Annotated in this window: 26 protein-coding genes; 12 read left to right on the plus strand and 14 right to left on the minus strand. The window is 63.1% G+C overall.

From position 1 onward, the window contains the following. Nucleotides 1-83: 83 nt before the first annotated feature. Entirely contained in the window at nt 84-689 is a 606-nt protein-coding gene (locus INR99_RS07815) for a phosphorylase family protein (RefSeq protein ID WP_194115756.1), read from the minus strand. 104 nt (nt 690-793) lie between these two features. Between INR99_RS07815 and INR99_RS07820 the strand changes: the two genes are divergently transcribed. Next, nucleotides 794-1,612: a response regulator gene (locus INR99_RS07820; RefSeq protein ID WP_194115757.1), complete on the plus strand. Its 819-nt coding sequence runs from the start codon at nt 794-796 to the stop codon at nt 1,610-1,612. Between the two features lie 60 nt (nt 1,613-1,672). On the opposite strand, the gene INR99_RS07825 is transcribed toward INR99_RS07820, so the two are convergent. Then, nucleotides 1,673-2,890, minus strand: a complete 1,218-nt coding sequence (locus tag INR99_RS07825) for a branched-chain amino acid ABC transporter substrate-binding protein (RefSeq protein ID WP_194115758.1) — start codon at nt 2,888-2,890, stop codon at nt 1,673-1,675. Between the two features lie 251 nt (nt 2,891-3,141). Here INR99_RS07825 and INR99_RS07830 point away from each other — a divergent pair, with 251 nt between their 5' ends. Both INR99_RS07830 and INR99_RS07835 read left to right on the plus strand, forming a co-directional pair. Further along, nucleotides 3,142-4,497 (plus strand): esterase-like activity of phytase family protein, encoded by a 1,356-nt coding sequence (locus INR99_RS07830; protein ID WP_194115759.1) that lies wholly within the window; start codon nt 3,142-3,144, stop codon nt 4,495-4,497. Between the two features lie 153 nt (nt 4,498-4,650). Next, entirely contained in the window at nt 4,651-5,403 is a 753-nt protein-coding gene (locus INR99_RS07835; RefSeq protein WP_194115760.1) for a DedA family protein, read from the plus strand. 66 nt (nt 5,404-5,469) lie between these two features. On the opposite strand, the gene INR99_RS07840 is transcribed toward INR99_RS07835, so the two are convergent. The 3 genes from INR99_RS07840 to INR99_RS07850 form a co-directional block, all read right to left on the minus strand. Beyond that, nucleotides 5,470-5,949 carry a universal stress protein gene (locus INR99_RS07840; protein ID WP_194115761.1) on the minus strand — a complete coding sequence of 160 codons (480 nt, stop codon included), beginning with the start codon at nt 5,947-5,949 and terminating at the stop codon, nt 5,470-5,472. 150 nt (nt 5,950-6,099) lie between these two features. After that, a complete protein-coding gene (locus tag INR99_RS07845) occupies nt 6,100-6,402 on the minus strand; it encodes a P-II family nitrogen regulator (protein WP_194115762.1) in 303 nt (100 codons plus the stop codon). Nucleotides 6,403-6,405: 3 nt separating this feature from the next. Next, the gene (locus tag INR99_RS07850; RefSeq protein ID WP_194115763.1) at nt 6,406-7,374 is read right to left on the minus strand and encodes a sodium-dependent bicarbonate transport family permease; all 969 of its coding nucleotides are present in this window, start codon (nt 7,372-7,374) and stop codon (nt 6,406-6,408) included. Between the two features lie 211 nt (nt 7,375-7,585). Here INR99_RS07850 and INR99_RS07855 point away from each other — a divergent pair, with 211 nt between their 5' ends. Continuing rightward, nucleotides 7,586-8,353: a sporulation protein gene (locus INR99_RS07855; RefSeq protein WP_194115764.1), complete on the plus strand. Its 768-nt coding sequence runs from the start codon at nt 7,586-7,588 to the stop codon at nt 8,351-8,353. Here the strand turns inward: INR99_RS07855 and INR99_RS07860 are convergent, their stop codons facing one another. After that, a complete protein-coding gene (locus INR99_RS07860) occupies nt 8,354-8,677 on the minus strand; it encodes a helix-turn-helix transcriptional regulator (RefSeq protein ID WP_194115765.1) in 324 nt (107 codons plus the stop codon). Between the two features lie 123 nt (nt 8,678-8,800). On the opposite strand from INR99_RS07860, the gene INR99_RS07865 reads away from it, so the two are divergent. Continuing rightward, entirely contained in the window at nt 8,801-10,075 is a 1,275-nt protein-coding gene (locus INR99_RS07865; protein WP_194115766.1) for a glycosyltransferase, read from the plus strand. Between the two features lie 9 nt (nt 10,076-10,084). Here the strand turns inward: INR99_RS07865 and INR99_RS07870 are convergent, their stop codons facing one another. From INR99_RS07870 to INR99_RS07885, 4 genes are all read right to left on the minus strand, one after another. Continuing rightward, a complete protein-coding gene (locus INR99_RS07870; RefSeq protein ID WP_194115767.1) occupies nt 10,085-11,695 on the minus strand; it encodes an AMP-binding protein in 1,611 nt (536 codons plus the stop codon). Next, nucleotides 11,635-12,489 (minus strand): SDR family NAD(P)-dependent oxidoreductase, encoded by an 855-nt coding sequence (locus INR99_RS07875; protein ID WP_194115768.1) that lies wholly within the window; start codon nt 12,487-12,489, stop codon nt 11,635-11,637. The genes INR99_RS07870 and INR99_RS07875 overlap by 61 nt, the downstream gene beginning before the upstream one ends. Nucleotides 12,490-12,694: 205 nt before the next feature. Continuing rightward, the gene (fdhD, locus tag INR99_RS07880; protein WP_194115769.1) at nt 12,695-13,510 is read right to left on the minus strand and encodes a formate dehydrogenase accessory sulfurtransferase FdhD; all 816 of its coding nucleotides are present in this window, start codon (nt 13,508-13,510) and stop codon (nt 12,695-12,697) included. 489 nt (nt 13,511-13,999) lie between these two features. Continuing rightward, nucleotides 14,000-16,231: an FdhF/YdeP family oxidoreductase gene (locus INR99_RS07885; protein WP_194115770.1), complete on the minus strand. Its 2,232-nt coding sequence runs from the start codon at nt 16,229-16,231 to the stop codon at nt 14,000-14,002. Between the two features lie 287 nt (nt 16,232-16,518). Here INR99_RS07885 and INR99_RS07890 point away from each other — a divergent pair, with 287 nt between their 5' ends. After that, the gene (locus tag INR99_RS07890) at nt 16,519-17,613 is read left to right on the plus strand and encodes a hypothetical protein (protein ID WP_194115771.1); all 1,095 of its coding nucleotides are present in this window, start codon (nt 16,519-16,521) and stop codon (nt 17,611-17,613) included. Between the two features lie 18 nt (nt 17,614-17,631). Then, nucleotides 17,632-17,997, plus strand: coding sequence for a hypothetical protein (locus tag INR99_RS07895; protein WP_194115772.1), 366 nt, complete (start codon nt 17,632-17,634; stop codon nt 17,995-17,997). A gap of 63 nt (nt 17,998-18,060) precedes the next feature. Here the strand turns inward: INR99_RS07895 and INR99_RS07900 are convergent, their stop codons facing one another. Continuing rightward, nucleotides 18,061-18,867: a hypothetical protein gene (locus INR99_RS07900; RefSeq protein ID WP_194115773.1), complete on the minus strand. Its 807-nt coding sequence runs from the start codon at nt 18,865-18,867 to the stop codon at nt 18,061-18,063. Between the two features lie 170 nt (nt 18,868-19,037). Here INR99_RS07900 and INR99_RS07905 point away from each other — a divergent pair, with 170 nt between their 5' ends. Then, nucleotides 19,038-19,838: a hypothetical protein gene (locus INR99_RS07905; RefSeq protein ID WP_194115774.1), complete on the plus strand. Its 801-nt coding sequence runs from the start codon at nt 19,038-19,040 to the stop codon at nt 19,836-19,838. A gap of 221 nt (nt 19,839-20,059) precedes the next feature. On the opposite strand, the gene INR99_RS07910 is transcribed toward INR99_RS07905, so the two are convergent. Then, the gene (locus INR99_RS07910; RefSeq protein ID WP_194115775.1) at nt 20,060-20,371 is read right to left on the minus strand and encodes a DUF8200 family protein; all 312 of its coding nucleotides are present in this window, start codon (nt 20,369-20,371) and stop codon (nt 20,060-20,062) included. A gap of 121 nt (nt 20,372-20,492) precedes the next feature. Here INR99_RS07910 and INR99_RS07915 point away from each other — a divergent pair, with 121 nt between their 5' ends. The 3 genes from INR99_RS07915 to INR99_RS07925 all read left to right on the plus strand — a co-directional run bounded on the left by INR99_RS07915 (nt 20,493) and on the right by INR99_RS07925 (nt 22,940). Continuing rightward, the gene (locus tag INR99_RS07915) at nt 20,493-21,290 is read left to right on the plus strand and encodes a hypothetical protein (protein WP_194115776.1); all 798 of its coding nucleotides are present in this window, start codon (nt 20,493-20,495) and stop codon (nt 21,288-21,290) included. Between the two features lie 195 nt (nt 21,291-21,485). Further along, nucleotides 21,486-21,848, plus strand: a complete 363-nt coding sequence (locus INR99_RS07920; RefSeq protein WP_194115777.1) for a hypothetical protein — start codon at nt 21,486-21,488, stop codon at nt 21,846-21,848. Between the two features lie 144 nt (nt 21,849-21,992). Continuing rightward, a complete protein-coding gene (locus INR99_RS07925; RefSeq protein WP_194115778.1) occupies nt 21,993-22,940 on the plus strand; it encodes a ChbG/HpnK family deacetylase in 948 nt (315 codons plus the stop codon). On the opposite strand, the gene INR99_RS07930 is transcribed toward INR99_RS07925, so the two are convergent. Together INR99_RS07930 and INR99_RS07935 are read right to left on the minus strand one after the other, a co-directional pair. After that, a complete protein-coding gene (locus INR99_RS07930; RefSeq protein WP_194115779.1) occupies nt 22,937-23,641 on the minus strand; it encodes a TFIIB-type zinc ribbon-containing protein in 705 nt (234 codons plus the stop codon). The two genes, INR99_RS07925 and INR99_RS07930, sit on opposite strands and share 4 nt — an antisense overlap. 80 nt (nt 23,642-23,721) lie before the next feature. Further along, nucleotides 23,722-24,465 carry a TFIIB-type zinc ribbon-containing protein gene (locus tag INR99_RS07935; RefSeq protein WP_194115780.1) on the minus strand — a complete coding sequence of 248 codons (744 nt, stop codon included), beginning with the start codon at nt 24,463-24,465 and terminating at the stop codon, nt 23,722-23,724. 133 nt (nt 24,466-24,598) lie between these two features. Between INR99_RS07935 and INR99_RS07940 the strand changes: the two genes are divergently transcribed. Beyond that, nucleotides 24,599-26,212 (plus strand): EAL domain-containing protein, encoded by a 1,614-nt coding sequence (locus tag INR99_RS07940; protein WP_194115781.1) that lies wholly within the window; start codon nt 24,599-24,601, stop codon nt 26,210-26,212. The last annotated feature ends 5 nt before the right edge of the window (nt 26,213-26,217 follow it).

Consider the following 26,217-nt stretch of genomic DNA (forward strand, 5'->3'; position numbering starts at 1 on the left):
TGTAATCTTTAGGTTAGCCAGATTATGAACATATGATCAAGCGCTTAACGACATACGTCACGCCCCTGCCCTGGAAGCGTGGATCAGACCGGGCCTGCGGACTGCAGCCAATCGATAAGTTGATCCAGCGCCCGCGCCAGATTGCGGATCGAGCCGTCCATATCCCAGGGCTCGTCATCCAGTGTCACCCGGTTGGATATCGTGCGCAGTTCGAAAAAGCGCTGCCCTTCCTGCTGGCAGACCCGGAAGAATGCGGCTCCTTCCATGTTTTCCACATCCACCCCTGCCGTGCGGATGAAGGGCGCCAGTGCTGCATTCACACTATTGCTGCTGCCATGAGGCAAAGGCTCGGAACCATCAAGCCACGGGCAGAGGTACTCGCGCGGTGCACTGAACTCCATATCCAGCTGCAGATCTGCCAGCTGGGTAAAGCCGCTGCGGGTGCAAAAACCGAGATCGGCCTCGTGCTCGCGCGCAACCAGTACGCTATCGCCCAGCGCAAATGACGAACCGGGATAGACGCCGGCAATACCGGCCAGAATCAGCACATCGGGGCGCGCAGTCAGCAGCAGCTTCATGGTCGCCGCCGCAGTCTGCGCCATCCCGATCCCGCTGACCTGCACCTGCACGTCACTACGCTGGAAAAATCGGGCCTCGGTCGCGGTAGGAAACAACACGGTGATCTTCATGACAATTGCGCAATGGGAAACGTTTGGAATGCCAGTGTACGCATTCCGGGCAGAAACGGGGATCAACACAGCCTAAGATACAAGTCTGAAACAGGGACAGGACCATGCCGAAACATTATTCAGCGAGCCAGATCCACATCCTGCTGGTCGAACCCTCCGGGGTGCAATCATCGGTAATCAGCGGCTACTTGCGCCAGCTCGGCGTCAGCAGTATCGAGCTGGTCGGCAGTGGCAAGGCGGCGCTGGAGAAACTGCGCAGCGGCCAGTACGAGCTGATGCTCTCAGCGATGTATCTGCCCGACATGACGGGCGTTGAACTGCTGACCCGGGTGCGGGGCCTGCCGGACATCCAGTCACTGGCCTTTGTGCTGGTCTCCAGCGAAACCCGCCCGCAGATGCTCGAGCCGGTGCGCCAGCTCGGTGTCTGCGCCATCGTACCCAAGCCCTTTACCGAAGCCCAGCTGAGTCGTGCGCTGAGTACCACTCTGGATTTTCTTTCGGACGATCTGGCGTATGACAGTGATTACCAGCACCTGGAAACAGTGAAGGTGCTGCTGGTCGATGATTCCCGTGCAGCCCGGGCATACATGCGCCAGGTGCTGGAACATCTGGGGCTGCGCGACATCAGTGAAGCCAGCAACGGGCGCGAAGGGATGGCGCAGCTGGAAGGCCGAGGATTCGATCTGGTCATCACCGATTACAACATGCCGGAAATGGATGGCAAACAGCTGCTTGACTACATCCGTCGCGACAGCTGGCAGGCCGATATACCGGTACTGATGGTGTCATCCGAGCAGGATGCCGGCCGGCTAGCGGCAGTGGAACAGGCTGGTGTTTCCGGCATTTGCGACAAGCCCTTTGAACCGGCCACCGTACGCGCACTGCTGGGCAAGGTGCTGCAGGGGCGCAATCAGCACGATTGAGGCCACCGCACCCAACAAAAAAGGAGCCTCACGGCTCCTTTTTTGTTGGTTCTATCGTGCTTACTTAGCTGCAGCTGCGCCGCCAACCACATCCAGCACTTCCCACTTGCCGCCCTTGACGGTGTAGAGGGTCACCGCGCCGTTCTTGATGTCGCCCTTCTCGTCGAAAGCGATATCACCGGTTACACCCTTGTACTGGGTCTTGGCCAGTTCCGGCAGATATTTGGCCGGATCCGCCGAGCCGGCGCGCTTCATCGCATCAACCATGACCATCACGGCGTCATAGCAGAACGGGGCATACAGCTGCACGTCCACATTGTTCTTGGCCTTGAACTTTTCCAGGAATTCCTTGCCGCCTTGCATCTGCTCCTTCGGTACACCCGGGATCGAGGCAACCATGCCCTCGGCATCCGCACCGGACAGCTTGATGAATTCCGGAGTCTGAACACCATCGCCGCCCATCAGCTTGGCCTTGATGCCCAGCTTGGCCAGCTGCTTCTTCATCGGCGCACCCTGCGCATCCATGCCGCCGAAGAACACCAGATCCGGCTTGACCGACTTGATGTTGGTGAGAATCGAGCTGAAATCGGTTTCGGAGTTGCTGGTGAACTCGCGCTTCACCACTTCGGCGCCGGCAGCCTTGGCTGCGGCTTCGAACTGGTCAGCCAGACCCTGGCCATACGCGGTGCGGTCATCGATGATCGCAACTTTCTTGGCACCCAGCTTCTTCACGGCGTATTCACCCAGCACCTTGCCCTGCTGGGCATCGTTGGCCATCACGCGGAAGGCGGTCTTGAAGCCCTGCGCGGTGTAGGCCACGGCAGTGGCAGACGGGGAAATCTGCGGAATGCCGGCTTCGCTGTAGATCTTGGACGCCGGAATGGTGGTGCCGGAGTTCAGGTGACCGATGATGCCGTTGACCTTCTTGTCAACGAAACGCTGGGCGATGGTGGTTGCAACCTTCGGATCAGCCTGATCATCTTCGGAGATCATTTCGATCTTCATCTTCTTGCCGCCAATCTCAACGCCGCCAGCAGCATTGATCTCGTCGATGGCCATCTTCACGCCGTATTCATTGTCCTTGCCCAAGTGAGCAATGGAGCCAGTCAGCGGACCAGCGTGACCGATCACGATCACATCGCTCTCGGCCTTCTTTTCCGGAGCCGGTGCGCTCGCAGCCGGTGCGCTGGCTTCGGGAGCGGCTTCGGGTTTCTTGTCGCCGCACGCGGCCAGCGACATTACGGCGGCGGCCATCAGGCCATAACGGGCAATGCTCATAATCGATCTCCGGAAATACAATTGGTCTGGTTCTAGCATCGCAAGCTGATGCACTGCCGACCTTTTTAGGCGAACGTGTTGGTTTGCGCAAACTGGCACGCTGCGATGTCCTGCTTATGTGCCAGCAAAACAACACTACAGTGCACCGCCTCGCGCAACTGTTCCGTAAGCAAGCAGCAGCAACTGTCATCGTCCGGTCACTTTTGCAGCTTACAGTCAGCGCTTTTCTTCATTTCGCGTCCGGAGTGGCCATGCTGCGCCCCCTATCTCTGCTTACCCTGTTGCTGGCCGGTCATGCCTGTGCCGCCGACTCTTTCATGCTGAGCAACCCTGAGCACACGGCCGTCGCGATGGTCGAGCGCTATCCGCTGCAAAGCCCTGCCAGTTTCAACATTCCATATGACGGTGAATTCAAGGCCGCCTTTCCCGGCGGCTTTCCGTTTGCCCCGGGGTCGGGGCTGGCACTGAAGAAAATCGACAAGGACGGCAGCCTGATTTTCTGGGCAATCAGTGACCGCGGGCCGAATGGCGATGCACCGAAAGTGGCGCAGGGCGACAAGAAACTCGCGAGCAAGGTGTTCCCGGCATCGGCTTTTGTGCCGCAACTGGTGGAAATCCGCGTGTCATTGGCCGACAAGGCCACCGTCATCCGCAGCCAGCCGCTGCACTTCGACAAAGAGCCCGCCAGCGGCCTGCCGCTGCCGGCCGGCACCACCGGCAGCACCGGTGAAGTGGCGCTCAGTGATACGCTGACCACCCTGGCGCCCTCGCCGCGCGGCATTGATCCGGAAGGGGTATCGGTCGACAAGGAAGGCAAATTATGGCTTGCCGATGAATACGGTCCATTCCTGTTGCAGGTTGACCCGGCCACCGGCCAGATTCTGCAGCAACTGGCTCCGGGCAAGGGCTTGCCGGACGTACTGGCCAGCCGCCAGCCGAACCGTGGTTTCGAAGGCGTGGCGGTGGCACCGAACGGCAAGGTATATGCCGTGGTGCAGTCGACGCTGGACCTCAACAAGGAAACCCGGTCGACAGCCGGCCTGATCCGCATGGTCGAATATGATCCGGGCACCGGACAAAGCCGCATGTTCGCCTACCCGCTGGATCCGGTGTACAAGAAGAACGGGGATGCCAAGCTGGGCGATCTGGTGGCCATCGACAACACCCGTTTTCTGACCATTGAACAGGGCAAGGGCGCGGACAAGAAAATGCGCAATGTGCTGTATGTGCTCGACATTGCCGGCGCCGACGATCTGGGCAGCAAGAAGCTGGCCGACGGGCGCGAATTCGAATACGCCAGCAAGGACGAACTGGCCGGGCTGAAGCTGATCCGCAAGCAGCGCATCGCCGATCTGCGCGAACTGGGCTGGCAAGCCGAAAAGGCCGAAGGCCTGGCGCTGGTGGAAGGGCGCATCGCAGTGATCAACGACAATGATTTTGGCCTGAAAGCGGAAATCGACGGCGCCAGCAGCAAGGATGCCGAAGACGCCGTGCTGGTCGATGGCAAACTCGCGCAAGGACGCTATGTGCTCAAGCCGAACCAGGACAGCACCGAACTGTGGCTGCTGCACCTCAAGCAAGGCCTGAGCAGCTACTTCCCGCGCTAATACATGGCACAGGATAGACCCGTAGAGCTCTGAATCATTAACTTGCAGGCCTATACCTGCCGCGAAACATATCCCGACCTGCGGCAAGCCGCAGCAGGGAACCAGCCAGCGCCCGCTTGTTCTAAGCGGGCGTTGTCTTTTTGCGAGTCCGCAATGGAAGAATTGCTGCAATCCGCGCTGGCGCACTCCGGCGAGCTGGCCCTGCTGATGCTGTTTCTCGTTGTCCTGGCCGAATCGACGGCCATTGTCGGCCTGCTGGTCCCCGGCACAGTGCTGATGGTTGCCATTGGCACGCTGATCGGTCAGGGCAAGATGGATTTCTGGCTTGCCTGCCTGATTGGCTTTATCGCGGCGATGCTGGGCGACGGCATTTCCTACTGGCTGGGCAAACGCTACCGTCACCGGCTGCAGGGGCATCGCTGGGTACGACCGCATCGCGGTCTCCTGGTACAGGCCAAGCGCGTGCTGCGCAAACACGGCGGCGGCGGCGTGTTTGCCGGCCGCTTCATCGGCCCGACCCGCCCGGTGCTGCCGCTGGTAGCCGGAATGCTGGCGATGCCGCCACGACGTTTTGTCCCGGCCTGCACGCTGGCCTGCCTGCTGTGGACCCCCGCCTATCTGCTGCCGGGCATTTTCGCCGGCGCGGCCGTCGGGCTGGGGGAGCACAGCGGCATTTCCTTCCCGATGCAGTTGCTGATCACCGCCATTCTGGCGGCGCTGACCACCTGGCTGCTCAGCAGCCTGACGCAACACCTGCTGCGGCGTCGTCAGCAACGGGCACTGCCTCGCCACCTGGGCTGGGGAGTGCCGGTGGCAAGCATCGCCTGCGCGCTCGCACTATGGTTCACCGTGCAACACCCGCTGGCGCCCGCCTACGGCGAGCGGTTATGGCAGCTGGTGAGCTAGTTCGCCCGGCGCAGCAACGACCACGGCCGGGCTAGCCGGCCGTTTGGGTGCAAGGCAGGCTGGGGGTTAGTCGTCGTCAGACTCTTCGTCGTCCTTGCGCACCAGCAGCACCGGCACATGCGCATAATGCAGCAGGCTTTCGGCGACACTGCCGAACAGTAAATGCATGAAGCCGGTGTAGCCGTGCGTCCCCATCACGATCAGGTCGGCGCCCCATTCCTCGCTGGCGGCCAGCAGTGTTTTGGCCGGATTGCCGCCCCAGCTCTTGAACAAGCGGGTTTCACAGCCGATACCGGCCAGCTCGGCCTCACGGGCCAGCTCGGCCAGCAAGCGCTGGTCACGCTCGGTCGCCGCCTGTTCGTTTTCGCTGTAATGGATGAATTCCATCCCCGGCAACCCCACCGGGGCCAGATTGGCGCGCGACACATCCAGCACGTGCAGCAGATACAGCTGCGCGCCGGTCAGTTTGGCCAGTCCCAGTGCCTGATCGAACGCGGCGCGCGCCGCCGCGCTGTCGTCCACCGGCACCATGATGCGCTGATACATACGACCTCCGATCACGGCCCTTGCCGTGCATGGCTGATGCTTTCAGTCTAGCAGGCGATTGCTGCCGCGCCCGTGGCCGGCGGCAGAAGGCGGGCAACAAAAAGGCAGGCGCCTTGCGGCAGCCTGCCTTTACGCCCATGCGCGAAAGGGCTAGAACTTTTCCGCGCGCAGCACGCGCACCTCGGAGAGCCACTGCACCAGCGCAAAATGCGCGCCGTAACGCTGCTGGATGGTTTCCGCCAGCGCCTCGGCGCTCGCCGCATCGGCGATCAGCTCGATCTGGATATTGTGGTTGGCGTCGAAATTGCCGTGCTTTTCGCCATGTGCGCCCTTGCCGCGTGCCTCGACAATGGTCCAGCCGCGGATGCGGCGTGCTTCGAACAGCTCGACCAGATCATTTTCCAGACCGGCCTCGGTCACGATGGTCAGCATGGTACGGGTATGAAACTGCATGGCTTAGCCTCCGGTCACAGCGGTCGCAAACTGATGGTACAGCGGAATGCCCACCAGCAGGTTGAAGGGGAAGGTGATGCCCAGCGCCGCGCCGAGCGACAGCGCCGGATTGGCCTGCGGCACGGCCATCCGCATTGCGGCCGGTGCGGCGATGTAGGATGCGGATGCGGCCAGCACCCCCAGCATGGTCACGCCGCCGGGTGAAAGCCCCATCAATACCCCGAACCCGATACCCACCCAGCTCAATGCCAGCGGCAGCCCCACGCCAATACCCACCAGAAAGAACCCCTGCTTGCGCAGGATACCCAGCTTGCCAGCCACCACCAGCCCCATTTCCAGCAGGAACAGCGTCAGTACCGGCTTGAAGAGATCAAGATAGAGCCTGTCCAGCGGCTTGATGCCGTCCGGCCCGGCCAGTGCACCGATCGCCAGCCCGCCCAGCAGCAGCACCATGCTTTTGCCCAGCAGTACCTCATGCAAGAGCTTGCCCCAGCCGTGGCCGGCCACGGCCGTGCCGTCCCCTTCGCCCGCAGCACGGGCTGCGCCCAGCCGCGCCAGCACTACCCCGACGATCAGCGCCGGCATTTCCAGCAGCACCAGAAACAGCGTGGTCTGCGATTCGAAGCTCACCCCCTGGCGGGTCAGGTAGGCCACACCCACCGCGTAGGTCACCACCGATACCGAGCCATAGTGAGCAGCGATACTGGCCGCATCGACCTGCGGCAAGCGCCAGCGCAGCAGCGGGTAGATCAATAGCGGAATCAGGAAACCCATCAGCAACACCAGCAAGGCCTGCGGCAAAATCTGCAGCACCGGTTGCTTGGCCAGCTCCAGCCCGCCCTTGATGCCGATAGCCAGCAGCAGAAATACCGACAGGGTGTCGTAGAGGGCACTGGGCAGCTTGAGGTCGGACTTGGCCCAGCCCGCCGCCAGCCCCAACAGGAAGAACAGCACTACCGGATCGATTTGCATGTAGATTTCTTTCTCATTTTTGTTCGATTAAATCCGAATTTACTACATCTTCGCACAATAAAAAACCATGAAAAACAGACGGATTTACCGCCCAACAATGTAGCCAAACTACGTAGCAAGCCACCACACCATCAAGTGGAACCATTTATCGCGGCACCACTCTGACGCTCGCAGCCTTTGCTGTGTTCACAGTAACCGAGAGAACCGCACGATGTTCAAGAAAATGCTTGCCGCCATGGGTGTAGGCGGCGCCACGGTCGATACCGTCATCAGCAATCCCAGCCTGCAGCCCGGCGATACACTCACCGGCCAGATCGTGCTGCGCGGTGGCCAGGTCGAGCAGCGCCTCGAACACGTTGATCTGGTGCTGATGGCCGAAGTCGAGCAGGAATCCGGCGACGCCAAGATCCGCACCGCCCGTGCACTCGGCAGCTACCGTGCCGCCGGGGCCACGACGCTGGCCGCCGGTCAGGAAGTCATCATCCCCTTCGCGCTACCACTGCCGCTGGAAACACCGGTCAACAACGCACAGCTGCTGGCCAGCCCGGGCAGCCCGTGGGCCCCGCGCGTGAACGCCGCCGTGTGGATTCACACCGATCTGGCGATTGCCTCGGCAGTCGACGCCAGCGACCGCGATTTCCTCGACATCCGCCCGCTGCCACAGATGCAGGCGCTGATCGCTGCAATGGCGCGGCTGGGTTACGCCCACGCCAGCACCGACGTCGAAGCCGGCGCCGCACGCATCGGCAACATCCAGAGCAGCCTGGGCTGCTATCAGGAATTCGAATTCCGCCCCGTGGGCGGCAGCTTCGGCGGCGTGCAGGAGGTCGAAATCACCTGCATCCCGCGCCCGGATGGCGTGTACGTACTGGTCGAAATCGACCGCCGCTTCCGTGGCGACAGCTACCGCAGCTTCGTGATGGGGCAAAACTGGCAAAACGTGAACTGGGAGCAGGAGCTGCGCGCCTGCATCGGCTGATCAAGCGCCTACACGCTGGCGGCGGAATGCCGCCGGCGTCAGCCCGGTCTGGCGGGCAAACAGGCGATGGAAGTTGCTGCTGCTGGCAAAGCCGCTCTCGGCCGCGATCGCATCCAGATTCTGCAAGCTGCCCCGCAACAGATTGCCCGCATGCGTCACGCGCAACTGCGTCAACAGCTGGCTGAAGCGCTGCCCCAATACCTGACTGAAAAGAGGCTTGAGATTGGCTTCGCTGGTGCGTGCTGCCGCAGCCGCCCCGGCCCCTTCATCCAGCAGATGCTGCCATGGGTATACCGCTGAAGCGGCAGTATTTAATTTATCCATAGCAACATACCCTTGTGGATATACACCTGCACTGCGAATCCACCTCCAGCGCAATCGTGGCGCAGTCAGCCAATACCCGTTCACGATACACTTCCCGGATCGCGATTACACCCCGAGTCCCCGATGTCGGATCTGGCCCCGCACTACCTCGTGATCACCGTCGGTTCGACCGGGGATCTGCATCCCTTTGTCAGCCTCGCCAGCCAGCTGCAGGCTCTGGGGCGCACGGTCACGGTGCTCACGCACAGCTACTACGCGGCGCGGGTGGCGGCCGCCGGCCTGCGCTGCATCGCGCTCGGCAATGACGAAGACTATCTGGCGCTGCTGCGTAATCCCGACATCTGGCACCCGCAGAAATCGTTTGCCGCGCTGCTGGCCAACTACGCCGATGGCCTGCGCGAGATCGGCACGGCGATCAGCCAGCTTGGCGCACCGGCATCCAGCGTCGTGATCTGTCACCCGTTTGCCGTGCCCGCCGCTGCCATCGCCCGCGAGCAGGGGCTGGTGGCGCATATCGTGGCCGGCATCCTGGCGCCGTCGAACCTGAAAACCTGCCACGACCCGCTAACCATCGGCCCGCTGAGCGTACCGAGCTGGGTTCCCATGAGCTGGCGGCGTGCCTACTGGCGCTTGGTCGAGCGCGGCTGGATCGACCCGGTGGCGCTGGGCGAGGTCAACACGCTGCGCCGCGAGCAGGGGCTGGCGCCGGTCACATCCTTCATGAATCACCTGGCGCACGCACCCGATCTGTCGCTGGCGCTGTTTCCCGACTGGTTCGCGCCCACGCAGCCCGACTGGCCGCAGCCGCTGCTGCGCGGCGATTTTCCACTGTTCGAAATCGACGCCGGCCAGCCCTTGCCGGATGCACTGGCGGAGTTTCTGGCGGCTGGCGAGCCGCCGCTGGTGTTCACCGCCGGCACCGGCAATCTGCACGCGGCGCGCTTTTTTGCCTGCGCGCTCGCCGCCACGCAGCGGCTGGGCCAGCGTGCGCTGCTCTTGAGCCGCGAGCGTGCGCAAATCCCGACCGAATTGCCAGCCAGCGTGCTGTGGCAACCGTATGTGCCGCTGGCGCAACTGCTGCCGCACGCGACCGCGCTGGTGCATCACGGCGGCATCGGCAGCACCGCCGAAGCGCTGCGTGCCGGCATCCCGCAACTGATCACGCCGTTTGCCTGGGACCAGTTCGACAACGGCGCACGCATCGCCGCACTGGGCTGCGGCCTGCGCCTGCCCGCGAGCCGCCTCAGCCCGGCGCGGCTGGCGCGCACACTGGGCAGGCTGCTCGATCAAGCGGCATTTCGCCAGCAGGCCCGCACGCAGCGCACGCATTTCGCGACGGCACCCGCCGGGCAGGACATGGCGCAAGAGCTGGAACAGGCACTAAGCCGCCTACCCTAAGCGCCAGATTCAATCCATCAGCAGCGGCAGTTGCCGGCGCTGCAGCTTGCCGATTGCATTGCGCGGCAAGGTCGTGACGGCAAAGCACGCTGCCAACCGCCAGTGGCCGGGCAGCGCGGCATTCAGCTCGGCCAGCGCCGGCGCCGCGCCAACCAGCCAGCAGGCCAGCCGGTCGTGCGTGCCGGGCAACAGCCCGACGGCCACATCGCGCACACCGGGCAGCGCGCGCAAGCGGTCTTCCACCTCCTGCGGGACGATGTTTTCACCGCCGATGATCAGCAGATCATCCAGCCGGCCCAGCAGCATCAGCCGCCCGGCGGCATCGAAGCGCCCCAGATCGCCGGTGCGCCACGCGCCGCACCCGCGGCCTGCCTGCCCCAGATAGCCGTCGAACAGCAAGTCGCTGCTCACCGTCACTTCACCGGATTCACCCGCAGCGACCGGCTGGCCGGCACGGTCGAACAGCCGCAGCGTCACCCCACTGATCGGACGTCCCACGCACGCCGGGTTGGCCTGCAGATCAGCCGGCGTGGCCAGTGCCAGCATGCCGGTTTCGCTGCTGCCGTACAGATTGAACAAGCATGGACCAAGACGCGCGAGCGCCGCACTCGCCAGCGCCGCCGGCAGCGGCGCCGAGCCGCTGAGCACCCGCGCGGGCGCGGGCCAGTCGGGCTCGGCCAGCAGGCGCTCCAGCAGCGTGGGCACGGTCACCAGCACGTCGGGTCGCTGGCGGCGCAGCAACCCGGCAAGCGCGGCGCCACGGGTATGGCGGCTGATGATGCACGGCGCCGACAGGGCCAGTGCCAGCGCGAGGGATGCCAGCCCGTAGCCGTGAAACAGCGGCACGCTCACCAGCGTGCGCTGGCCGCAGGCCAGCCCCAGCTGCTGCAGCAGCGCCTGCACCACGCCGGCCACCTGTGCCAGATCGGGCTTGCGCCGGATGCCGCGCGCTGCGCCGGTGCTGCCCGAAGTCAGCAGCGTCAGCCCGCCGGGCCAGCGCCAGCCCAGCGCGCGCGGCGGCGTTGCCAGCCAGTGCGCCAGGCCGGGAACGGGATGCGCCAGTGCCCGGTCGGCCACCAGCACGCGGCCGGCATAGCCCGGCGGCAGCAGCGGGCATTGCACCTCGTCGAGCAGCAACAGATCGGGGCTGAACTGGCGCAGCCAGCCAGCCAGTTGCGGCGCATCGGCGCGGCTGTTGAGCAGCAGCACATCGGCGCCGACGCGGCTGGCGGCCAAGAGGCCCAGCACAAAGCCGCGATGATTGCGCGCCAGCAGCGCCACCTTCGTGCCACGGCCGATGCCGCGCACGTGGAAGGCACTGGCCAGCGCCAGCGTTTGCGCCTGCAGGCTGGCGTAATCCAGCTCGCCCTCGTCATCGATCAGCGCCAGCGCGCCGGCATCGCGCCGCACGGCCAGCGCCAGCAGGGTATACAGCGACAGCCCCTCGCACAGCGCTGCCAACAACAGCCAGCCGCACACGCGCCAGAAGCCGGGTGCAAACACGCCGGCCTGCGCCAGCGCATGGCGGATGCGCCAGACGGCGCGCACGCTGGCCAGCATCAGTGCCGCCCCCGCGCGAACTGCCGGCGCGCCAGCCACCGCCAGCCCGTGCCCAGCCACGGCGCCAGCACTTCCAGCGGCCACAGCCACCACGGCGCCAGCCGCGCATCCCCCCGGCACACCAGCCGCGCAACGCAGGCCGCCGCATCATCCGTCGTCATCCCCGGCACGCGCGCATAAATGCCGGTGGGCGCGCTCATCGGTGTGTGCACCAGTGGCAGATAAAGCGAGCCCAGCCGCAGGCCGTCGCCCGCCAGCTCGGCACCGGCAGTGCGAAACCACAGATCGAAACCGGCCTTGCTGGCCTGATACGCCGACCACAAGGGCGCTGGCGGCAGGCGCGTCACCACGCTGGACACATTGACAATGCCGCCGCTGCCACGCGCACGCATCGCCGGCAGCAGGCCCTGCAGCAACAGCACCGGGCCGTGGAAATTGACGTGCAGACAGCGGCCGATGTCCTGCGGGCGCGTGCAGCTGTCGATCACGCTGCGGCGCAGCGATTTGCCGGCATTGCTGATGATGAAATCAGGTGGCGTTGCCGTCAGGCTCGCAGCAAACGCGGTGGCAGCAGCCAGATCATTCAGATCGAGCACGCGATATTCGGCCTGCCCGCCTGCGCTGCGGATGTCGGCACACAGCGCGGCCAGCTCGTCCTCGCGGCGCGCCAGCAGCAGCACGCACGCGCCATGCGCCGCCAGCAGCCGCGCACACGCCGCGCCGATGCCGGACGACGCCCCGGTAATCAGCACCAGCCGCCCCGCCACCGTCGCCTGCAAGCGCGCCGGCGAAAAGCCGCGGCGCGGCTGCAGCCAGCCGGGCATGCGGCGCAAGGGGGAATCGGCAACGGTCACGGCGTATCCAGTCTAAGGGTGGAGCAGGCATTGTCGCATCGCCTTTTGCAACGCACCATCAACGGGGGAGCGGGCGTGACGCGAATCACTCGGGCATCAGGATGGAGGACGGCGGGACAATCCGCGCCCAAAGCATAAAGGCAGGGTATCCAACCATAGCCCATACATCAAAAAGCCACCGCGCCTATCCCCACAAGGGTATAAGTCAGTCCAATGCCCCGACCACGATCCGCTGCGGGTGCGTGTACACCGTCATCCGTCCCTGCCTGGCGAAGCCGGCCAGCGTGATGCCAGCCTGCTGCGCCCAGTCCACCGCCAGCGCGGTCGGTGCGGAAATGGCGACGACCACCGGCATCGCCGCACGGGCGGCCTTCTGCAGCATTTCCAACGACACGCGCGAGGTAAGCAGCAGCACGCCGTCGCCGCGCTCGCGCTGGTGGGCCAGCGCGCCGATCAGCTTGTCCAGTGCGTTGTGCCGGCCGATGTCCTCGCGCACCAGCAGGCCTGCGTCGAAATCGCCCAGCCAGCCCGCCGCGTGCAGGCCACCGCAGGCCTGATTGAGCCATTGTTTTTCCGCCAGCCGCACCAGGCCGTCATGAATGTAATCGGCGGCGAATCTCACGCCGGATTCCATCACCGGCAGCGGGCGCAACACCTGCTCCAACCGGCTGCCGCACAGCCCGCAGCTTGTGCGGCTCGCCAGTCGCGGCGCCTGCGCGCGCAGCTGTGCGGCGTACTGTTCGGGGATGAGGATGTTGGCACGGTAGCAGTCGGCCTCGCGGCTGATCGTGACGTCAAGAATCTGGTGATAGGCCGGCACGACGCCTTCGCTGAGCGTGAAACCGATGGCGAGCTCTTCCAGGCTGGCCGGCGTGCACAGTGTCACCAACTGCTCGACGCCGTTGTAATGGAGCGCCAGCGGCGCCTCATCGGCCAGCAGCTCGTCGGCGGGCGCGGATTCGCCATGCTGCAGGCGCAGGGCAAGGGTGGTCCTGATGCCGGGAGCTAACTTATCGTGCATATACCCAATACCGCATACAGGCAGAGTCCATTAAATTACTACACCACAGCAGCATACCCAACATAATCACACCAGAGCAGCAGACCAGCCCGAATGCTTGGGGAGATCCACTGCAGCTATTAGCACCCCCTTGCCCTTGCAGCAGCCGAGAAACGGAGCAGGCAACAGGGTTTCGCGGGTGAGATGTCTGAGCCCGCAGGGCGAGTTTCGAACCCGCGCTGTTGCTTGCGAGTATCGCAGGGTACCCGCCACAGGCGGGCTGCGGAACGGGCGCGCCTTGGGGGTGTCGGGGGGCTTGGCAAGACAAGCCCCCCGACGTGCCGCCGGCACACCGGCAGTTTAACGCCGCGCCGAAGGCGCTAAACAGATCACCACCTTCAGCAGCCTATCCATACATGCCACTGGATTCCAGCTCTGACCGGAGGAAAGCCCCTTGGGACACCGGAATGACGCACTGAATGTCCGTCAGCGCAGGCCAGACGGCCTCCCTCAGCCCCCCACCAGATACACCGGTATCGCCTTGCTCGCCGGCGTCATCGCTTCCACGTCGTGATAATCCAGCGGCACCAGCGGGTTGGTTTCGGGGAAATAGGCGGCGAGGCAGCCGCGCGGGATGTCGTGTGGCTGCAGACGGAAATCTTCCACGCGCCGCTCGCCGTCGGTCCACACCGACACGATGTCAACGCGCTGGTCGGGCGCGAGCCCCTGCGCGGCGATGTCAGCGGCATTGGCGAACAGCACGCGGCGCTCGTTGCGGATGCCGCGGTAGCGGTCGTTCAGCGCGTAGATGGTGGTGTTGTACTGGTCGTGGCTGCGCACGGTGGCGAGCGCCAGCAGCTTATGGGGTGTGAGCGCCTGCATCTCGGCAATCACGTCCGGCTGCAGCGCGTGCACCTTGAACTGCGCCTTGCCTGCCGCCGTTGTCCAGCGCCGCTCGCGCGCACTATTGCCCAGATAGAAGCCACCGGGCGCACGCACGCGGGCGTTGAAATCCTGAAAACCCGGAACGACCTGCGCGATCAGATCCCGAATGCGGTCGTAATCGGCCACCAGTCCGTCGAAATCGACCGGGCTGTTGGCAAGCGTAGCCTTCGCGATGCCGGCGACAATCGCCGGCTCGGATAGCAAGTGCGGCGACGCCGGCGGCTTCACCCCACGCGTGAGGTGCACCATGCTCATCGAATCTTCCACCGTGATCTGCTGCGCCATCCCGCCGGTTTCGTCGACCTCGGTGCGGCCCAGGCAGGGCAGGATCAGCGCGTCGCGGCCGGGCAGCAGGTGGGATCGGTTCAATTTCGTTGTGATGTGCACGGTGAGGCTCTGGCGGCGCAACCCCGCCCAGGTGCGCGGTGTATCCGGCGTGGCGGCGGCGAAATTGCCGCCCAGCGCGATGAATACCTTGCCGCGGCCGTCTTCCATCGCGGCAATCGTCTCGACCACATTGCGGCCGTGCGCGATGGGTGGCGTGAAGCCCGCCACCTTGCCGAGGCGCTCCAGAAAGGCGGTGCTCGGGCGCTCGTTAATGCCCATGGTGCGGTCGCCCTGCACATTGGAATGCCCGCGCACCGGGCAGGCACCTGCGCCGGGCTTGCCCAGATTGCCCTTCACCAGCAGCGCGTTCACCAGCATCTGGATCGTCGCCACCGCATGCCGGTGCTGGGTGATGCCCATGCCCCAGGTGAAGATGCTGGCGTCGCTGGCCAGATACAGCGCGCACAGCGCGTCCAGCTGCTCACGGGCGAGGCCGCTGGCCTCGGCCAGCGCATCCCAGCCGGTGGCCAGCACGTCCTCGGCCAGCGCGGTGAAACCCTCGGTGTGCGCCTCGATAAACGCCTCGTCGTGCGCGCCGGCTTCCAGCACGGCCTTGATCAGCGCCTTAGCGATTGCGAGGTCTCCGCCGAGCCTGGGCTGGAAATAGTGGCTGGCAATATTGGTCGCGTCGTTCGTCAGCATTTCCAGCGGCTGCTGCGGGTCCTGAAAGCGCAGCAGGCCTGCCTCGCGCAGCGGGTTGATCACCACGATCTGGCAGCCGCGCTTGGCGGCCTCTCGCAATGTACCCAGCATGCGCGGGTGGTTGGTGGCCGGGTTCTGGCCGAACAGGAAAATCGCGCTGGCGTGCTCGAAATCGTCCAGCGTCACCGTGCCCTTGCCCACGCCGATGCTGGCATTCAGCGCCCGCCCGCTGGGCTCGTGGCACATGTTCGAGCAATCGGGGAAATGGTTGCTGCCAAAGAGCCGCACGAACAGTTGATAGAGAAACGCCGTCTCGTTGCCGGTGCGCCCCGAGGTATAGAAATGCGCCTCGTCCGGTTTGATGGCGCGCAGATGCTCGCCCACCAGCGCAAAGGCCGCGTCCCATGAAATCGGCAGGTACTTGTCGCTGGCCGCGTCATAGCGCATGGGTTCCGAAAGCCGCCCCTGCTGCTCCAGCGTGTAATCGTCCCAGCCCAGCATTTCAGAGACGGTATGCCGCGCGAAGAAGGCCGCATCGGCCAGCCGGCGATCCAGCTCGTGGTTGATCGCCTTCGCGCCGTTCTCGCAGAAATTGATCCGGGTATCCGGCTTGTCCGGCCACGCACAGCCGGGGCAATCAAAGCCGCCGGGCTGGTTGGCATTCGCCAGCGCAATCACCGCACGCGCCGCATTGGCCGGCTGGATGCTCGCCAGCGTCGCCTTCAACGCCCCCCAGCCACCGGACGGCGGGGTTTTCGATTCGGACATGTGCAGCTCCCGGCAAAGGTGGAAGTGGGCAGTGTAACTGGAGCGCTGTATTCAGTGGCAATGGACTGGCCGCGGCTAAGCAGCGAGTAAAGCATACGCTTGAATGTACTTACTGGAAACGCGCGCCAATCATAGCCTGGTGGCGTACACCCAATACCTCCCAAGCATCAGCAAATGAACAACTGGTGTAGCGGCAAAAATACCACACACACGCATTTCAAACCGACACCACAACTCAAATAACAATACAATCATTTGATCGCACAAAATAAACTAACTAACCTGCAATGAGCCAAGAAAAATCATCTACCAAATCAGAAATACAGAAAATGGCAATACAACATTCACAAGAAATTAAAACAACATTCGCAGCCGCCGCTGCAATTGCAATGTTATATTTATTCATAAACCCGCCCTTGGCCGCCCAAAAAAAAACAACAGGAGAATTCATAAGAGACAAAATAACCCAAATCGACAACGCCTTCAGCACCAGCAACCCCAATTATGCCAGCGCATTTATCATATTCGAACAAATCACGGCCTGCGAAAAAATACTAAACAACAACAAATCGATTGGAAAAACCTCGCCTGAAGCATTGAGCGACTTCAAAAAAGCCATACTCGAACTACCGACCACCGCAAGTAAAGAATCTATACTCACCAACCAACTTAACATTGCAACAAAAAATACAACCGAATGCCAGAAAGAACTTGGCACCATCAAGGAAACCCTACAAACAAGATCAACAAATACAAACATCAATTTCAATACAATCTGCACAATACTGATAGCACTATTCGTACCAATTTTCGCCCTTCTCGGCGCATTTATAGCTCGAGACCAAAAAATAGCCGAGTTTAGACAGGCTTGGATCGACAGAATCCGAGAATACGCAAAAAAACTAGAATCCCGAGAACCAAAAAGAGTCGGTGCAACATTACGAGAATTCAGAATAGAATTAAACGAGGACAACCACCCTGAAAGCATCGACAGGCGGCTTATAGACGCCATCTCATATTATGAGAAAGAAATAAACAACAAAACTTATAACAGAAAAAATAACGAAAAATTATTAGGCAACATCAGGCAACACACAAAATCAGCAATAAAGCAAGAATGGGAAATAATCAAGCACGGCGAACTCACAACACGAATAACCCGTCACTCAATAATTATTTTTACGCTTTATTTTTTTATTACACTACTAACAATTAACCACCAGACAACACAGACAATAATCGCACTCACCCTCACATCGTTCATTTACTACCTACTCAATCGGAAAATAATTCACGAAACAGCAAAAACAATATGGAGCAAAGCTACCTTTAAAAATAATTCAAAACAAAAGAACAATCCGAACCTAGTAAAAACTATCTAATCCCGACGCGGCCGTCTCTTGCTGCAGGCGATTGCGGATTTCGATTATGACGGCGCGTGCATCGACGCGGCGCGCAGCCGCAAAGAGCTGTACGCCAGCTGCACGGCGCCGGTGCGCAAGTGGGGCGGATTTTTCGCGCGCAAGACGGTGATTTCGTCCAGCCAGATCCTGCACATGATCATTCCCGTCGGCCACCTGCAGCCGGCGCACGCGAAGATGCTGGGCTTTTTCCTCGGCTATCTGGACGACGATTTCGCCTACCGCGCGCAGCCAAGCAATCTGCCGCAGCCCGGCGACGATGCCTGTACGGCGCAGTTCAAGCGCTTGGTGTTCGCCGCGACGCAGGCCGGCATCCGCGGTGTGCCGGTGTTCATGGATACCTGATCGCCCGGCATGGCTGCCATAAAAAAACCGGCCACAAGGCCGGTTTTTTGTTGCCGCTGCCGCTTATTCGGCGGGCTTGCGATACAGATCACGCATGGCATCCAGCGTCGGCGCCTTGGGTGTGGTCTGGGCGATGATGAATTCGGTGGACGATTGCAGCGGCTGGCCATCCAGCAGCGCGGCAAACTGGCGGAAGAATTCTTCCTCGCGCGGGATGCCGCTATCAGGAATCGCCACGCTGAAAATCGTTTGTACCTTGCCCGGCTCGCCCAGCAGGGTGCGGATGTAATTGAGATTGCCGCACAGGCTGCCCCAGGATTGGCGCTCGTCGGCATTCAGCGTTTTCAGGCGCTTCTGGAAGGCCTGCACTTTCTGTTTGCCGAATTCGCGCTGCAGTTCACCCTGGCTGATGCCTTGCAGATAATGGCAGTCGCGCAGCGAAATCAGCGGCACGGCCGGGTCAACTGCTACATTTTCCTGCACCGGATGTTGCTGCTGGTAGGCTGCGATGATCTGGCGGTGCTCGGCCAGCATGCTTTGCGAAGGGGCATTTTCGGTCTGCACATAGATCGACCACAGCTTGCCGGCCTGATCGAAGTAGACGTTGATCTCGCTGGCTTTGCGGCTTTCGAATGCTTTGGGCAGGCCGGTCAGCGGCGTATTCAGCGGCAGGCTGTAGGCATTCCTGTACGAGGACGTGGCCGAGGGTTGCAGCGTGCCATAGAGGGCCTCGACCTGCTTCTTGCTCATGCCGAAGTTCAGGCCGAGATAGCTTTCAGCCAGCGCCGCAGCGGAAAACGCGCAGCAGGCGCCCAGAAGGGCGAGCCGGGACAGCGCCGGCGCGCCGAAAAGTCGTGTAATGGCTGACATGATTATGCAATGACCTGCGTTACTGGAATAAGGCGATACTATGCCTTAACTTACACAACAAATAAATAATCGTTAACCTTTGGCGCTCGCCAGCTGGCCGGCACACGCGGCATAGTGCCGGATGTGCAGACCTTGCCCGCACCAGTTTCCCCTTACCCCGACCCGATACTATGCCCCCTATTGCCCGATTCCTGCCCTCCCTCCTCCTGCCGGCATTGCTGCTGGCCACGGCGAAGGCCGCCGAGCCACAGGCCACGCCAGCGCAATGCCTGTTGCCGGCGCAGGGGGGCAGCGCCGTGCCGGACAAGGCGGGCTGGTTCGATCTGGAAAAATGCCTGCAGAAGGCAGGCAGTCCGAATTTCAGCCGCAAGGGCAAGACGCTGACAGTGCCACTGGCCAACGGCAAGTCGGTGCAGTTCAAGGACAACCGCCGCGAAGGCGAGACGTACGCGGCCTACACCTACGCGGGCTATGAGCCGGTGAGCGGCCTGCATGCGGTAACGTTTACCGGCTACGAATGGGGCAATGTGCAGCGCATCGACCATGCCAGCGGCATGCGCTTCGAGATGATCGGCGAGCTGGGCATTTCACCGGATCGCCAGTGGGCGCTGGGGCTGGATGGCAGCGGCAGCATTTTCGGCTGCGAGCGCCCGCCGCTGGCGATGTATCGCATCCCCGCGCGCGGCCAGCCGGGCAAGGCGCAGCAGGTGCCGGTGGGCGGCGGGCTGGGTGCGGCCAGCGCCACCGGCAGCGACTGCAGCGCCGCCCCTGCAGTGGGGCTGCAGTATGTGGTGCCGGTCAAGGCCCGCTGGCTGGCGCCGGATCGCGTGCAGATCCAGTGGGAAGGCTACAACGACCCCGACGCGCAAACCCCGCGCAACACCGACAGCACCGTGCTGACGCGGCAGGGCGAGCAGTGGCTGCCGGATCACCTGCCCTTCAGCAGCAGGCGCGCGAAGCCGGCACGCTGAACCCGCTGGATTACCGCCCGGTGTTTCGTGACCGCTTGATCCGGGATGACTTCAATGCCGGGCTGGAGCAGCTGAAAAAACCGGCCGCTATCAGGCCATCTACGACAAATATCTGAAAGGGCTGTGAACCAGCCCCATGGCAATGGGTATACCGCCAAAACCCTGGCCATCAAAAAAGCCACAGCCTTATACCCATCACCATGCACCGGTCGCGGCCGCGCTCAGCGCGCGTTGCACTGCTTCAGCAGTGCGGCATTCTCGCTTTTCGACCACGTCATCCCTGCATCGTTGTAGTAATACTCCAGCGGGCCGACCTGGCGCGCCAGCTCGCGGCAGACCTTCATGTTCAGCCCGCGCCCGTAGGGGCCCGTCAGCTGGCAGGTGCCACCGGAACACTGCCAGCTCAGACCGAAGGTATTCACCGTTCCCGAGAACGTGGTGCCGGCGTACCAGGTATGCACTTCGGTATCGGGATTGCCGGCAAATGCGGGCAGACTGGCGGCAAGCAGCAAACTGAGCAGCAGACGGGACATGAGGAACTCCAGTAAGGGAATGAGAGGCAGCCCACAAACACGGGGCGACCTGTTGGTTATAGCCGCTGCAGGCGCTGCCGGCATGCTATTCTGCCCAGCCTTGCACCATCCTTTCCGACGCATGCGAGTTGCCCGCCCTGACTGGCCCTTCCCCTGTCATCTGCTGCTGATCACGCTGCTGCTGGCACTGCTACAGCTGCTGTCCGGCTGCGGCAATCCCGGCGATGGCCGTTACTATCCCGAGGAGCCGGCCTCCGCAGTCGCTTCCGCCCCCTTCACGCTCAACGGGGTGTGGTTTCCTGCCGGCAGCATCACCTTCCGCTATGAATCCAGCCCCGCCGACATCAGCCATGCCTATGCGCTGCAGCCGGTGTGGCTGGATGGGCTATCGCTGATCGGCCTGAACAATCGCGCCGACACCGAACTCTTCCTCACGCACCCGCAGCTGGTCGAGGGCTGGCCCTGCCTGGAAAAAGTAACGGCGCGCCTGGAAGAGGGCAAGGTGCATCTTGCTTACTGCACCCTGCCAACCGGTACGACCGTACACGGCATCCCGATGGCGGCCGATACCCGGGTAAGCCACACCGACGCCGCCTCACTGGTATGGCGCTGGGAAATCAGCTGGCAAAGTGACGGACAAGGCTGGCGGGGCAGCTATTTCTGCGGGGAACAGTACACCCGCATGTCTGCGCTCGGCCTGTCCCATATCGCCAAATTCGATATGGAGCTGGACGAGCAGCGGCAGCTCAATTCGATCAGCATCAATTACTGCGAACCGCGTAACGGTGAGTGGGAGCAGAAACAACTGTCCATCGATTGCCTGAACGCGCCGGAAACTCACCCGGCGCTGTGCCAGCGCAACAACTCCGCCAGTGCACCGGCCTCCGCCACGGCGAAAGCCGGCCGCCAGCCCGACTAGCCCGGCGGGCTAGATCCGGAAGCACACCGAGCAAGAAGCCAGCGGCTACTGGCACCCCGTCAGCGGTCATAAAGCCGGGGGCAGCGGCGTGGCAAATCAGAAAGCACGGATATTTGCCGCACGCCGGTGAAACATGCGGGCAAGGCCAAGTGCGCGTAACATGGCAGCCCGATTGCCCTCTTGCGGATTTGCCCTTTGAAAAACGAAGCCCTGTCCACCGATGCCCTCGAAGCCCTGACCGAAGTCTCCCGCGGTCTGCGCAGCCGCCGCCTGAGCCCGCGCGTGTTCAAGCACATCAAGCAGCTCACCGGCCTGAAGTACACGCAGTACAACCGCAACGGCATCCCCGAGATCACCGAAAAAGGCGTGCAGGCGCTGTTCCTGAAATGCTGCATCGACACGCTGCGCCTGCTGCAGCGCAATCCGCAGGCTGGCGTGGATCTGCGTGCGCGCGATTTCCTGCTGCGCAAGGGCCATCTGGAAGCGCTGCCCGAAGGCGGCTATGCCGTGACCACCAAGGGTGCGGAATCGCTGGTCGACATCGATCAGCAGTCCTGACCTCCACCCGATCAGCCCGCTTCCCCGCATCATGCCAGTAAGCGCCGACCTACACGGCCGGTCAACGGTGCGCAAGTCAGGATAAAACCTGGGCGGCCAAGCGGCGCATACTGCCTGCAGATTCATCCTCTCCGGAGACCGGTGATGCGTACCCTGCAGGAGTATCTGGGCTTTGCGGCCGAAGACCGCGTGCTGATCACCCACGCCGACGACATCGGCATGTGCGAAGCCACCGTCAGCGCCTGGCGCGCGCTGCACGGCGGCAACCTGACCTCGGCCTCGGCCATGGCCCCCTGCCCGTGGTTTCCCGCCGCCGTCGCTGCCGTGCGCGAAGCGGGCCCAAGCGCTGACATGGGCCTGCACCTGACGCTGAATTGCGAATGGCCACATTACCGCTGGCGCCCCCTGACCGGCCCCGACCATCCGGCACGACTGGCCACGGCTGACGGCACACTGCACCGGCTGGCGGCCGATACCTACGCCCATGCGGACCTGTATGCCGCACGCGCCGAGCTGGAGGCGCAGATCCGCTACGCGCAGCAGCTGGGCCTGCCTCTCACCCACCTCGACAGCCACATGCTGACGCTGTGGCATCCGGCGCTGTTGCGGCATCTGCTGGATCTGGGGCGAGAGCTGCAGTTGCCGGTGCTGCTGATGCAGATGCCCGCAGAGATCATGGCGCAGATCACCCGCATGAGCGATGCCTTATCCAGCGAGGCGGTGGCACTGATCGATGATGCTGTCGCGCGGGGTGACCTGCTGCCGCTGGCAGGCATGGATCTGCTGCCGCTGGATCGCGACGCCGAACTGCCGGCCCGGCTCGCGCGCGCCGAGCAGATTCTGTCCGGCTTTACCCGTCCCGGCGTGTACTGTCTGATCGGCCATCCGGCTTGCGATACGCCGGAGCTGCGCGCGATTACCAGCAGCTGGCCCTACCGTGTTGGCGATTACACGCTGTTTGCCAGCCGGGAGTATGGCGAACTGATTGCACGCATGGGTTTCAAGACCAGCGGATTTCGCCCGGCAGCCAACACCGAAAAGGGTATCCCAACAAAAGCCAATAAAAATAAGGCCTGCATCGCCATACCCTAACGCAACCAGCGCCAACCCAGCCCGATAATCAGCGTCAGAACCACCAGTGGGATAAAGTCCCCGGTGGCCAGCCCCTTCAAGGCGGCGCCAGCCAGAACGATGCGCAGCACGGTCAGCGGCGCCACGCGCCTGCGCGGTTGGCGCGGCGCGTGGCCGATGGCCTGATCCAGCCTCTGGATGTTGTCGGCCTGCTCCTGCGCCTGCTGCGCACCACCGGCTTCCAGCCACTCCACCAGCACGGTGAATTTGCCTGCATCCAGCCAGGTACCATGGCGGGGGCACTCGTCGATCAGCAGCGCAATATTCGGGCTGTAGGCCCGACGGTCCATCGCCAGGCGGCACACCGGACACGAGCGGTAACGCCCGCTGGCCTGCGACACACGCTGGTGCAGGATCGTGCAGATGCGCTCACGGTTGATCTCGCGCGCCTGCCTGGCGACGCGGTCCACTGCGCGCTGTACCGCGCCGGGGGCAAACTGCAGCCCCTTGCACTGCGGGCAGAATCCGGCCGCGAGATCCAGCCCAGCCCCCAGTTGCAGCAGCTGCAGATCACCGCAGCCGTTGGGGCATTGCAGTCTGCTGCGCTCGGCCAACACCCGGTATTCACCGATCGCCAGCAGGTCAACGGCATTGTGCAGACCGCAAGCGGGACAGAGCGGCTGGTTTAGCGCCAGCGGTGCACCGCATCCACTGCAGTTCATCGCGGGCCCCCCCGCAACCCAAGCCCGGTTTTGGCCCTGCCCGCACTCCGGGGATGATCGAATGAACGCATCTCGGCCCCCTAGCGAAACCAGCGCCACCACAGCACGGCGACCAGCACCATCAGCAGCAGCAGCAAGGCATTGCCCGACGCGACCGCGTACCACGCGGTGCCCAGCAGCGCCGTACCCAGCACGGGCGGCAGCAAGGGGCGGGGCGGGCTGCGGGTAAACGGTGCGGCATTGGCCGGGTCGATCACCACCGGGCTATGCACCTTGCCGACGACCCTTTCCAGCCGGGCATTGCGCTCGGCTTGCTGCCTGGCCATTTGCGCGCCGCCGGCTTCCATCCACTCGGCCAGGACGGTGAATTCACCGCCATCCAGCCAGGTACCGTGCTCGCGGCATTCGTCAATAATCAGCGGGATATGCGCATTGAAGGCACGGCGGTTCATCATCACCCGGCAGGCCGGACACGGCCGGTAGCGCACCGTTTCGCGCGGGACACGTTCGGCCAGAATGGCGCTGATGCGATCGTGGTTGACCTCGCGCACCTGCCCGGCCACTTTTTCCAGGGCAATCACCGCCGCGCCGGGTGCGAATTGCAGCCCCTTGCACTGCGGGCAGAAGCCGACCGTGACCTCCAGCCCGGCGCCCAGCTGCAGCCGCTGCAGATCGCCGCAGCCATTGGGACATTGCAGCTCGCTGTGCTCGGCCAGCAGCCGGAAATCGCGGATCGCCAGCAGGTCAACCGCATTGTGCAGGCCGCAAAACGGGCAGACCAGCTGGTCGGTGGCCAGTGGCGCGCCACATCCGGTGCAGTTCATCCGTGCGCCCTCCTTCGCAAGATGAGCCCAATTGTAATGGGCGCAGCGGCAATCCGGACAGCCATATGCAACCGGGATCTCCAAAAATTGACAAACCATGTCATGATTGAAGAAGTCCGTTCCGGAGCAAGGCATGAATTCCCGCACCTTTACGCGCTGGCTGGGCCGGCATGCACCACTGGCCGGCTGGCTCAGCGGCCTGCTGGCCGCCCTGCTGGTACTGCTGCTGGGCATCACCGGGCTGGTGGAATACGAAAAAGGCCTGCTGCAGCAGCGCCAGCAGCTCGCCAGCCGGCACCTGGGTGAGGTCGCTCAGGAAACGGAAGCCACACTGGCCAGCTTGCGCCTGCGCTACCGCGGTGTTTGCTCGCCCGAACTGCAGGCCGCCTTGCGCAGCGAGCTGCTCGACAAACACTACATCCGTGATGCCGGCCTGCTGGATGACGAGGGCCGGCTGGGCTGTCTGGCCAGCGCCGCTGGCATTGGCGAAGCGTTGGCGCTGCCACCATCCGACATCCGCTTTGCCGATCGCCAGAGCTGGTTCAATTTCCCGGTGAGCGCCGGTGGCCGGCGCAGTGCACTGAACATGGTCAGCTCGGGGCGGCATGTCGTCCTGCTGGATTCCAGCATTGGGGACACGCTGCTGCAGCGGGCACAGGTAGATGCCATCTGGCTGGATTTCAAAACCACGCAGGCCGGCAATCCGCAACTGGTATGGGCGCATCCCGGGCTGGCACAGCAGCGCCTGGACATGCCGGTCTACCCGGAATATCGCTATAGCTCCGAACAGCACTTCTGGGTGCGCTTCGATGCAGCCAAAGCCGAACTGATCGTCGGCAGCAATGTGCCTCGCACCGGTTACTTCATTCAGAACTACCTGCCGCTGGCACGCATGCTGCAGCAGAACCGGCTGCTGGTGGCCGCCCTGCTGGCGCTGGCGGGCGCACTGGGCGGGCTGGCCGGCCTGCTGGTGTGGCTGCGCGGCCAGCGCTACCGCGGTCTGGCCTACCGGCTGGAAGACCTGCTGCAACCGGAACAGGTGCTCTGCCTGTATCAGCCGATTGTCGAGCTGGCCAGCGGGCGCATTACCGGCTGCGAGGTATTGATGCGCCTGCGCGATGGCGACAGCATTCTCTTCCCGGACAAGGTGATTCCGCTGATTCTGGAGCAGCAGCTGGGCTGGGCGCTCGACAGTGCGGTCAGCCGCAAGGCCCTGCAGGAGCTGGCCAGCGGCCTGGCTCTGGTCGATGTACCGCGCCCCTTCAAGGTGGCATTGAATTTCTTCCCCGACAATATCCGGGCCGAGCGCCTGCAGGGCTTGCTGCAGCCGCTGCGCCGGGATGATCTGGCCATCAATGTCGAGGTCACCGAATACGGGATGAATGCGGATCTGTTCACGGACGTGGCACGCCTGCGCAGCGAGGGCTATCTGATTTCGGTCGATGATTTCGGCACCGGTTACTCGAATCTGGGGACGGTCAAACGGCTGGCACCAGATTTCCTGAAAATCGACCGCTCCTTCGTGCATGACATGGAAGACGATGCGCTGCGCGCCAGCCTGATTCCGGAAATTGTCGCCATCGCGCATGCCGTCGATGCGGCCATCATCGCCGAAGGCGTGGAGAACCGGCAGCAGGCAGACAAGCTCGCCGCCCTGGGCGTGGAATATGCCCAGGGCTACTGGTTCGGAAAACCGATGCCACTGGCGGATTTCCTCACCCTGCTGCGCAAGAACGGCGCGGCTTGAGGGCC

Source organism: Chitinilyticum piscinae (assembly GCF_015223195.1).
GTDB classification, from domain to species: Bacteria; Pseudomonadota; Gammaproteobacteria; order Burkholderiales; family Chitinibacteraceae; genus Chitinilyticum; species Chitinilyticum piscinae.

Bases quoted from the DNA above. Each gene is read 5' to 3' on its own strand.
- INR99_RS07815 (WP_194115756.1), bottom strand. From the start codon at position 689: ATGAAGATCACCGTGTTGTTTCCTACCGCGACCGAGGCCCGATTTTTC.
- INR99_RS07820 (WP_194115757.1), top strand. From the start codon at position 794: ATGCCGAAACATTATTCAGCGAGCCAGATCCACATCCTGCTGGTCGAA.
- INR99_RS07825 (WP_194115758.1), bottom strand. From the start codon at position 2,890: ATGAGCATTGCCCGTTATGGCCTGATGGCCGCCGCCGTAATGTCGCTG.
- INR99_RS07830 (WP_194115759.1), top strand. From the start codon at position 3,142: ATGCTGCGCCCCCTATCTCTGCTTACCCTGTTGCTGGCCGGTCATGCC.
- INR99_RS07835 (WP_194115760.1), top strand. From the start codon at position 4,651: ATGGAAGAATTGCTGCAATCCGCGCTGGCGCACTCCGGCGAGCTGGCC.
- INR99_RS07840 (WP_194115761.1), bottom strand. From the start codon at position 5,949: ATGTATCAGCGCATCATGGTGCCGGTGGACGACAGCGCGGCGGCGCGC.
- INR99_RS07845 (WP_194115762.1), bottom strand. From the start codon at position 6,402: ATGCAGTTTCATACCCGTACCATGCTGACCATCGTGACCGAGGCCGGT.
- INR99_RS07850 (WP_194115763.1), bottom strand. From the start codon at position 7,374: ATGCAAATCGATCCGGTAGTGCTGTTCTTCCTGTTGGGGCTGGCGGCG.
- INR99_RS07855 (WP_194115764.1), top strand. From the start codon at position 7,586: ATGTTCAAGAAAATGCTTGCCGCCATGGGTGTAGGCGGCGCCACGGTC.
- INR99_RS07860 (WP_194115765.1), bottom strand. From the start codon at position 8,677: ATGGATAAATTAAATACTGCCGCTTCAGCGGTATACCCATGGCAGCAT.
- INR99_RS07865 (WP_194115766.1), top strand. From the start codon at position 8,801: ATGTCGGATCTGGCCCCGCACTACCTCGTGATCACCGTCGGTTCGACC.
- fdhD (WP_194115769.1), bottom strand. From the start codon at position 13,510: ATGCACGATAAGTTAGCTCCCGGCATCAGGACCACCCTTGCCCTGCGC.
- INR99_RS07885 (WP_194115770.1), bottom strand. From the start codon at position 16,231: ATGTCCGAATCGAAAACCCCGCCGTCCGGTGGCTGGGGGGCGTTGAAG.
- INR99_RS07890 (WP_194115771.1), top strand. From the start codon at position 16,519: ATGAGCCAAGAAAAATCATCTACCAAATCAGAAATACAGAAAATGGCA.
- INR99_RS07900 (WP_194115773.1), bottom strand. From the start codon at position 18,867: ATGTCAGCCATTACACGACTTTTCGGCGCGCCGGCGCTGTCCCGGCTC.
- INR99_RS07905 (WP_194115774.1), top strand. From the start codon at position 19,038: ATGCCCCCTATTGCCCGATTCCTGCCCTCCCTCCTCCTGCCGGCATTG.
- INR99_RS07910 (WP_194115775.1), bottom strand. From the start codon at position 20,371: ATGTCCCGTCTGCTGCTCAGTTTGCTGCTTGCCGCCAGTCTGCCCGCA.
- INR99_RS07915 (WP_194115776.1), top strand. From the start codon at position 20,493: ATGCGAGTTGCCCGCCCTGACTGGCCCTTCCCCTGTCATCTGCTGCTG.
- INR99_RS07925 (WP_194115778.1), top strand. From the start codon at position 21,993: ATGCGTACCCTGCAGGAGTATCTGGGCTTTGCGGCCGAAGACCGCGTG.
- INR99_RS07930 (WP_194115779.1), bottom strand. From the start codon at position 23,641: ATGAACTGCAGTGGATGCGGTGCACCGCTGGCGCTAAACCAGCCGCTC.
- INR99_RS07935 (WP_194115780.1), bottom strand. From the start codon at position 24,465: ATGAACTGCACCGGATGTGGCGCGCCACTGGCCACCGACCAGCTGGTC.
- INR99_RS07940 (WP_194115781.1), top strand. From the start codon at position 24,599: ATGAATTCCCGCACCTTTACGCGCTGGCTGGGCCGGCATGCACCACTG.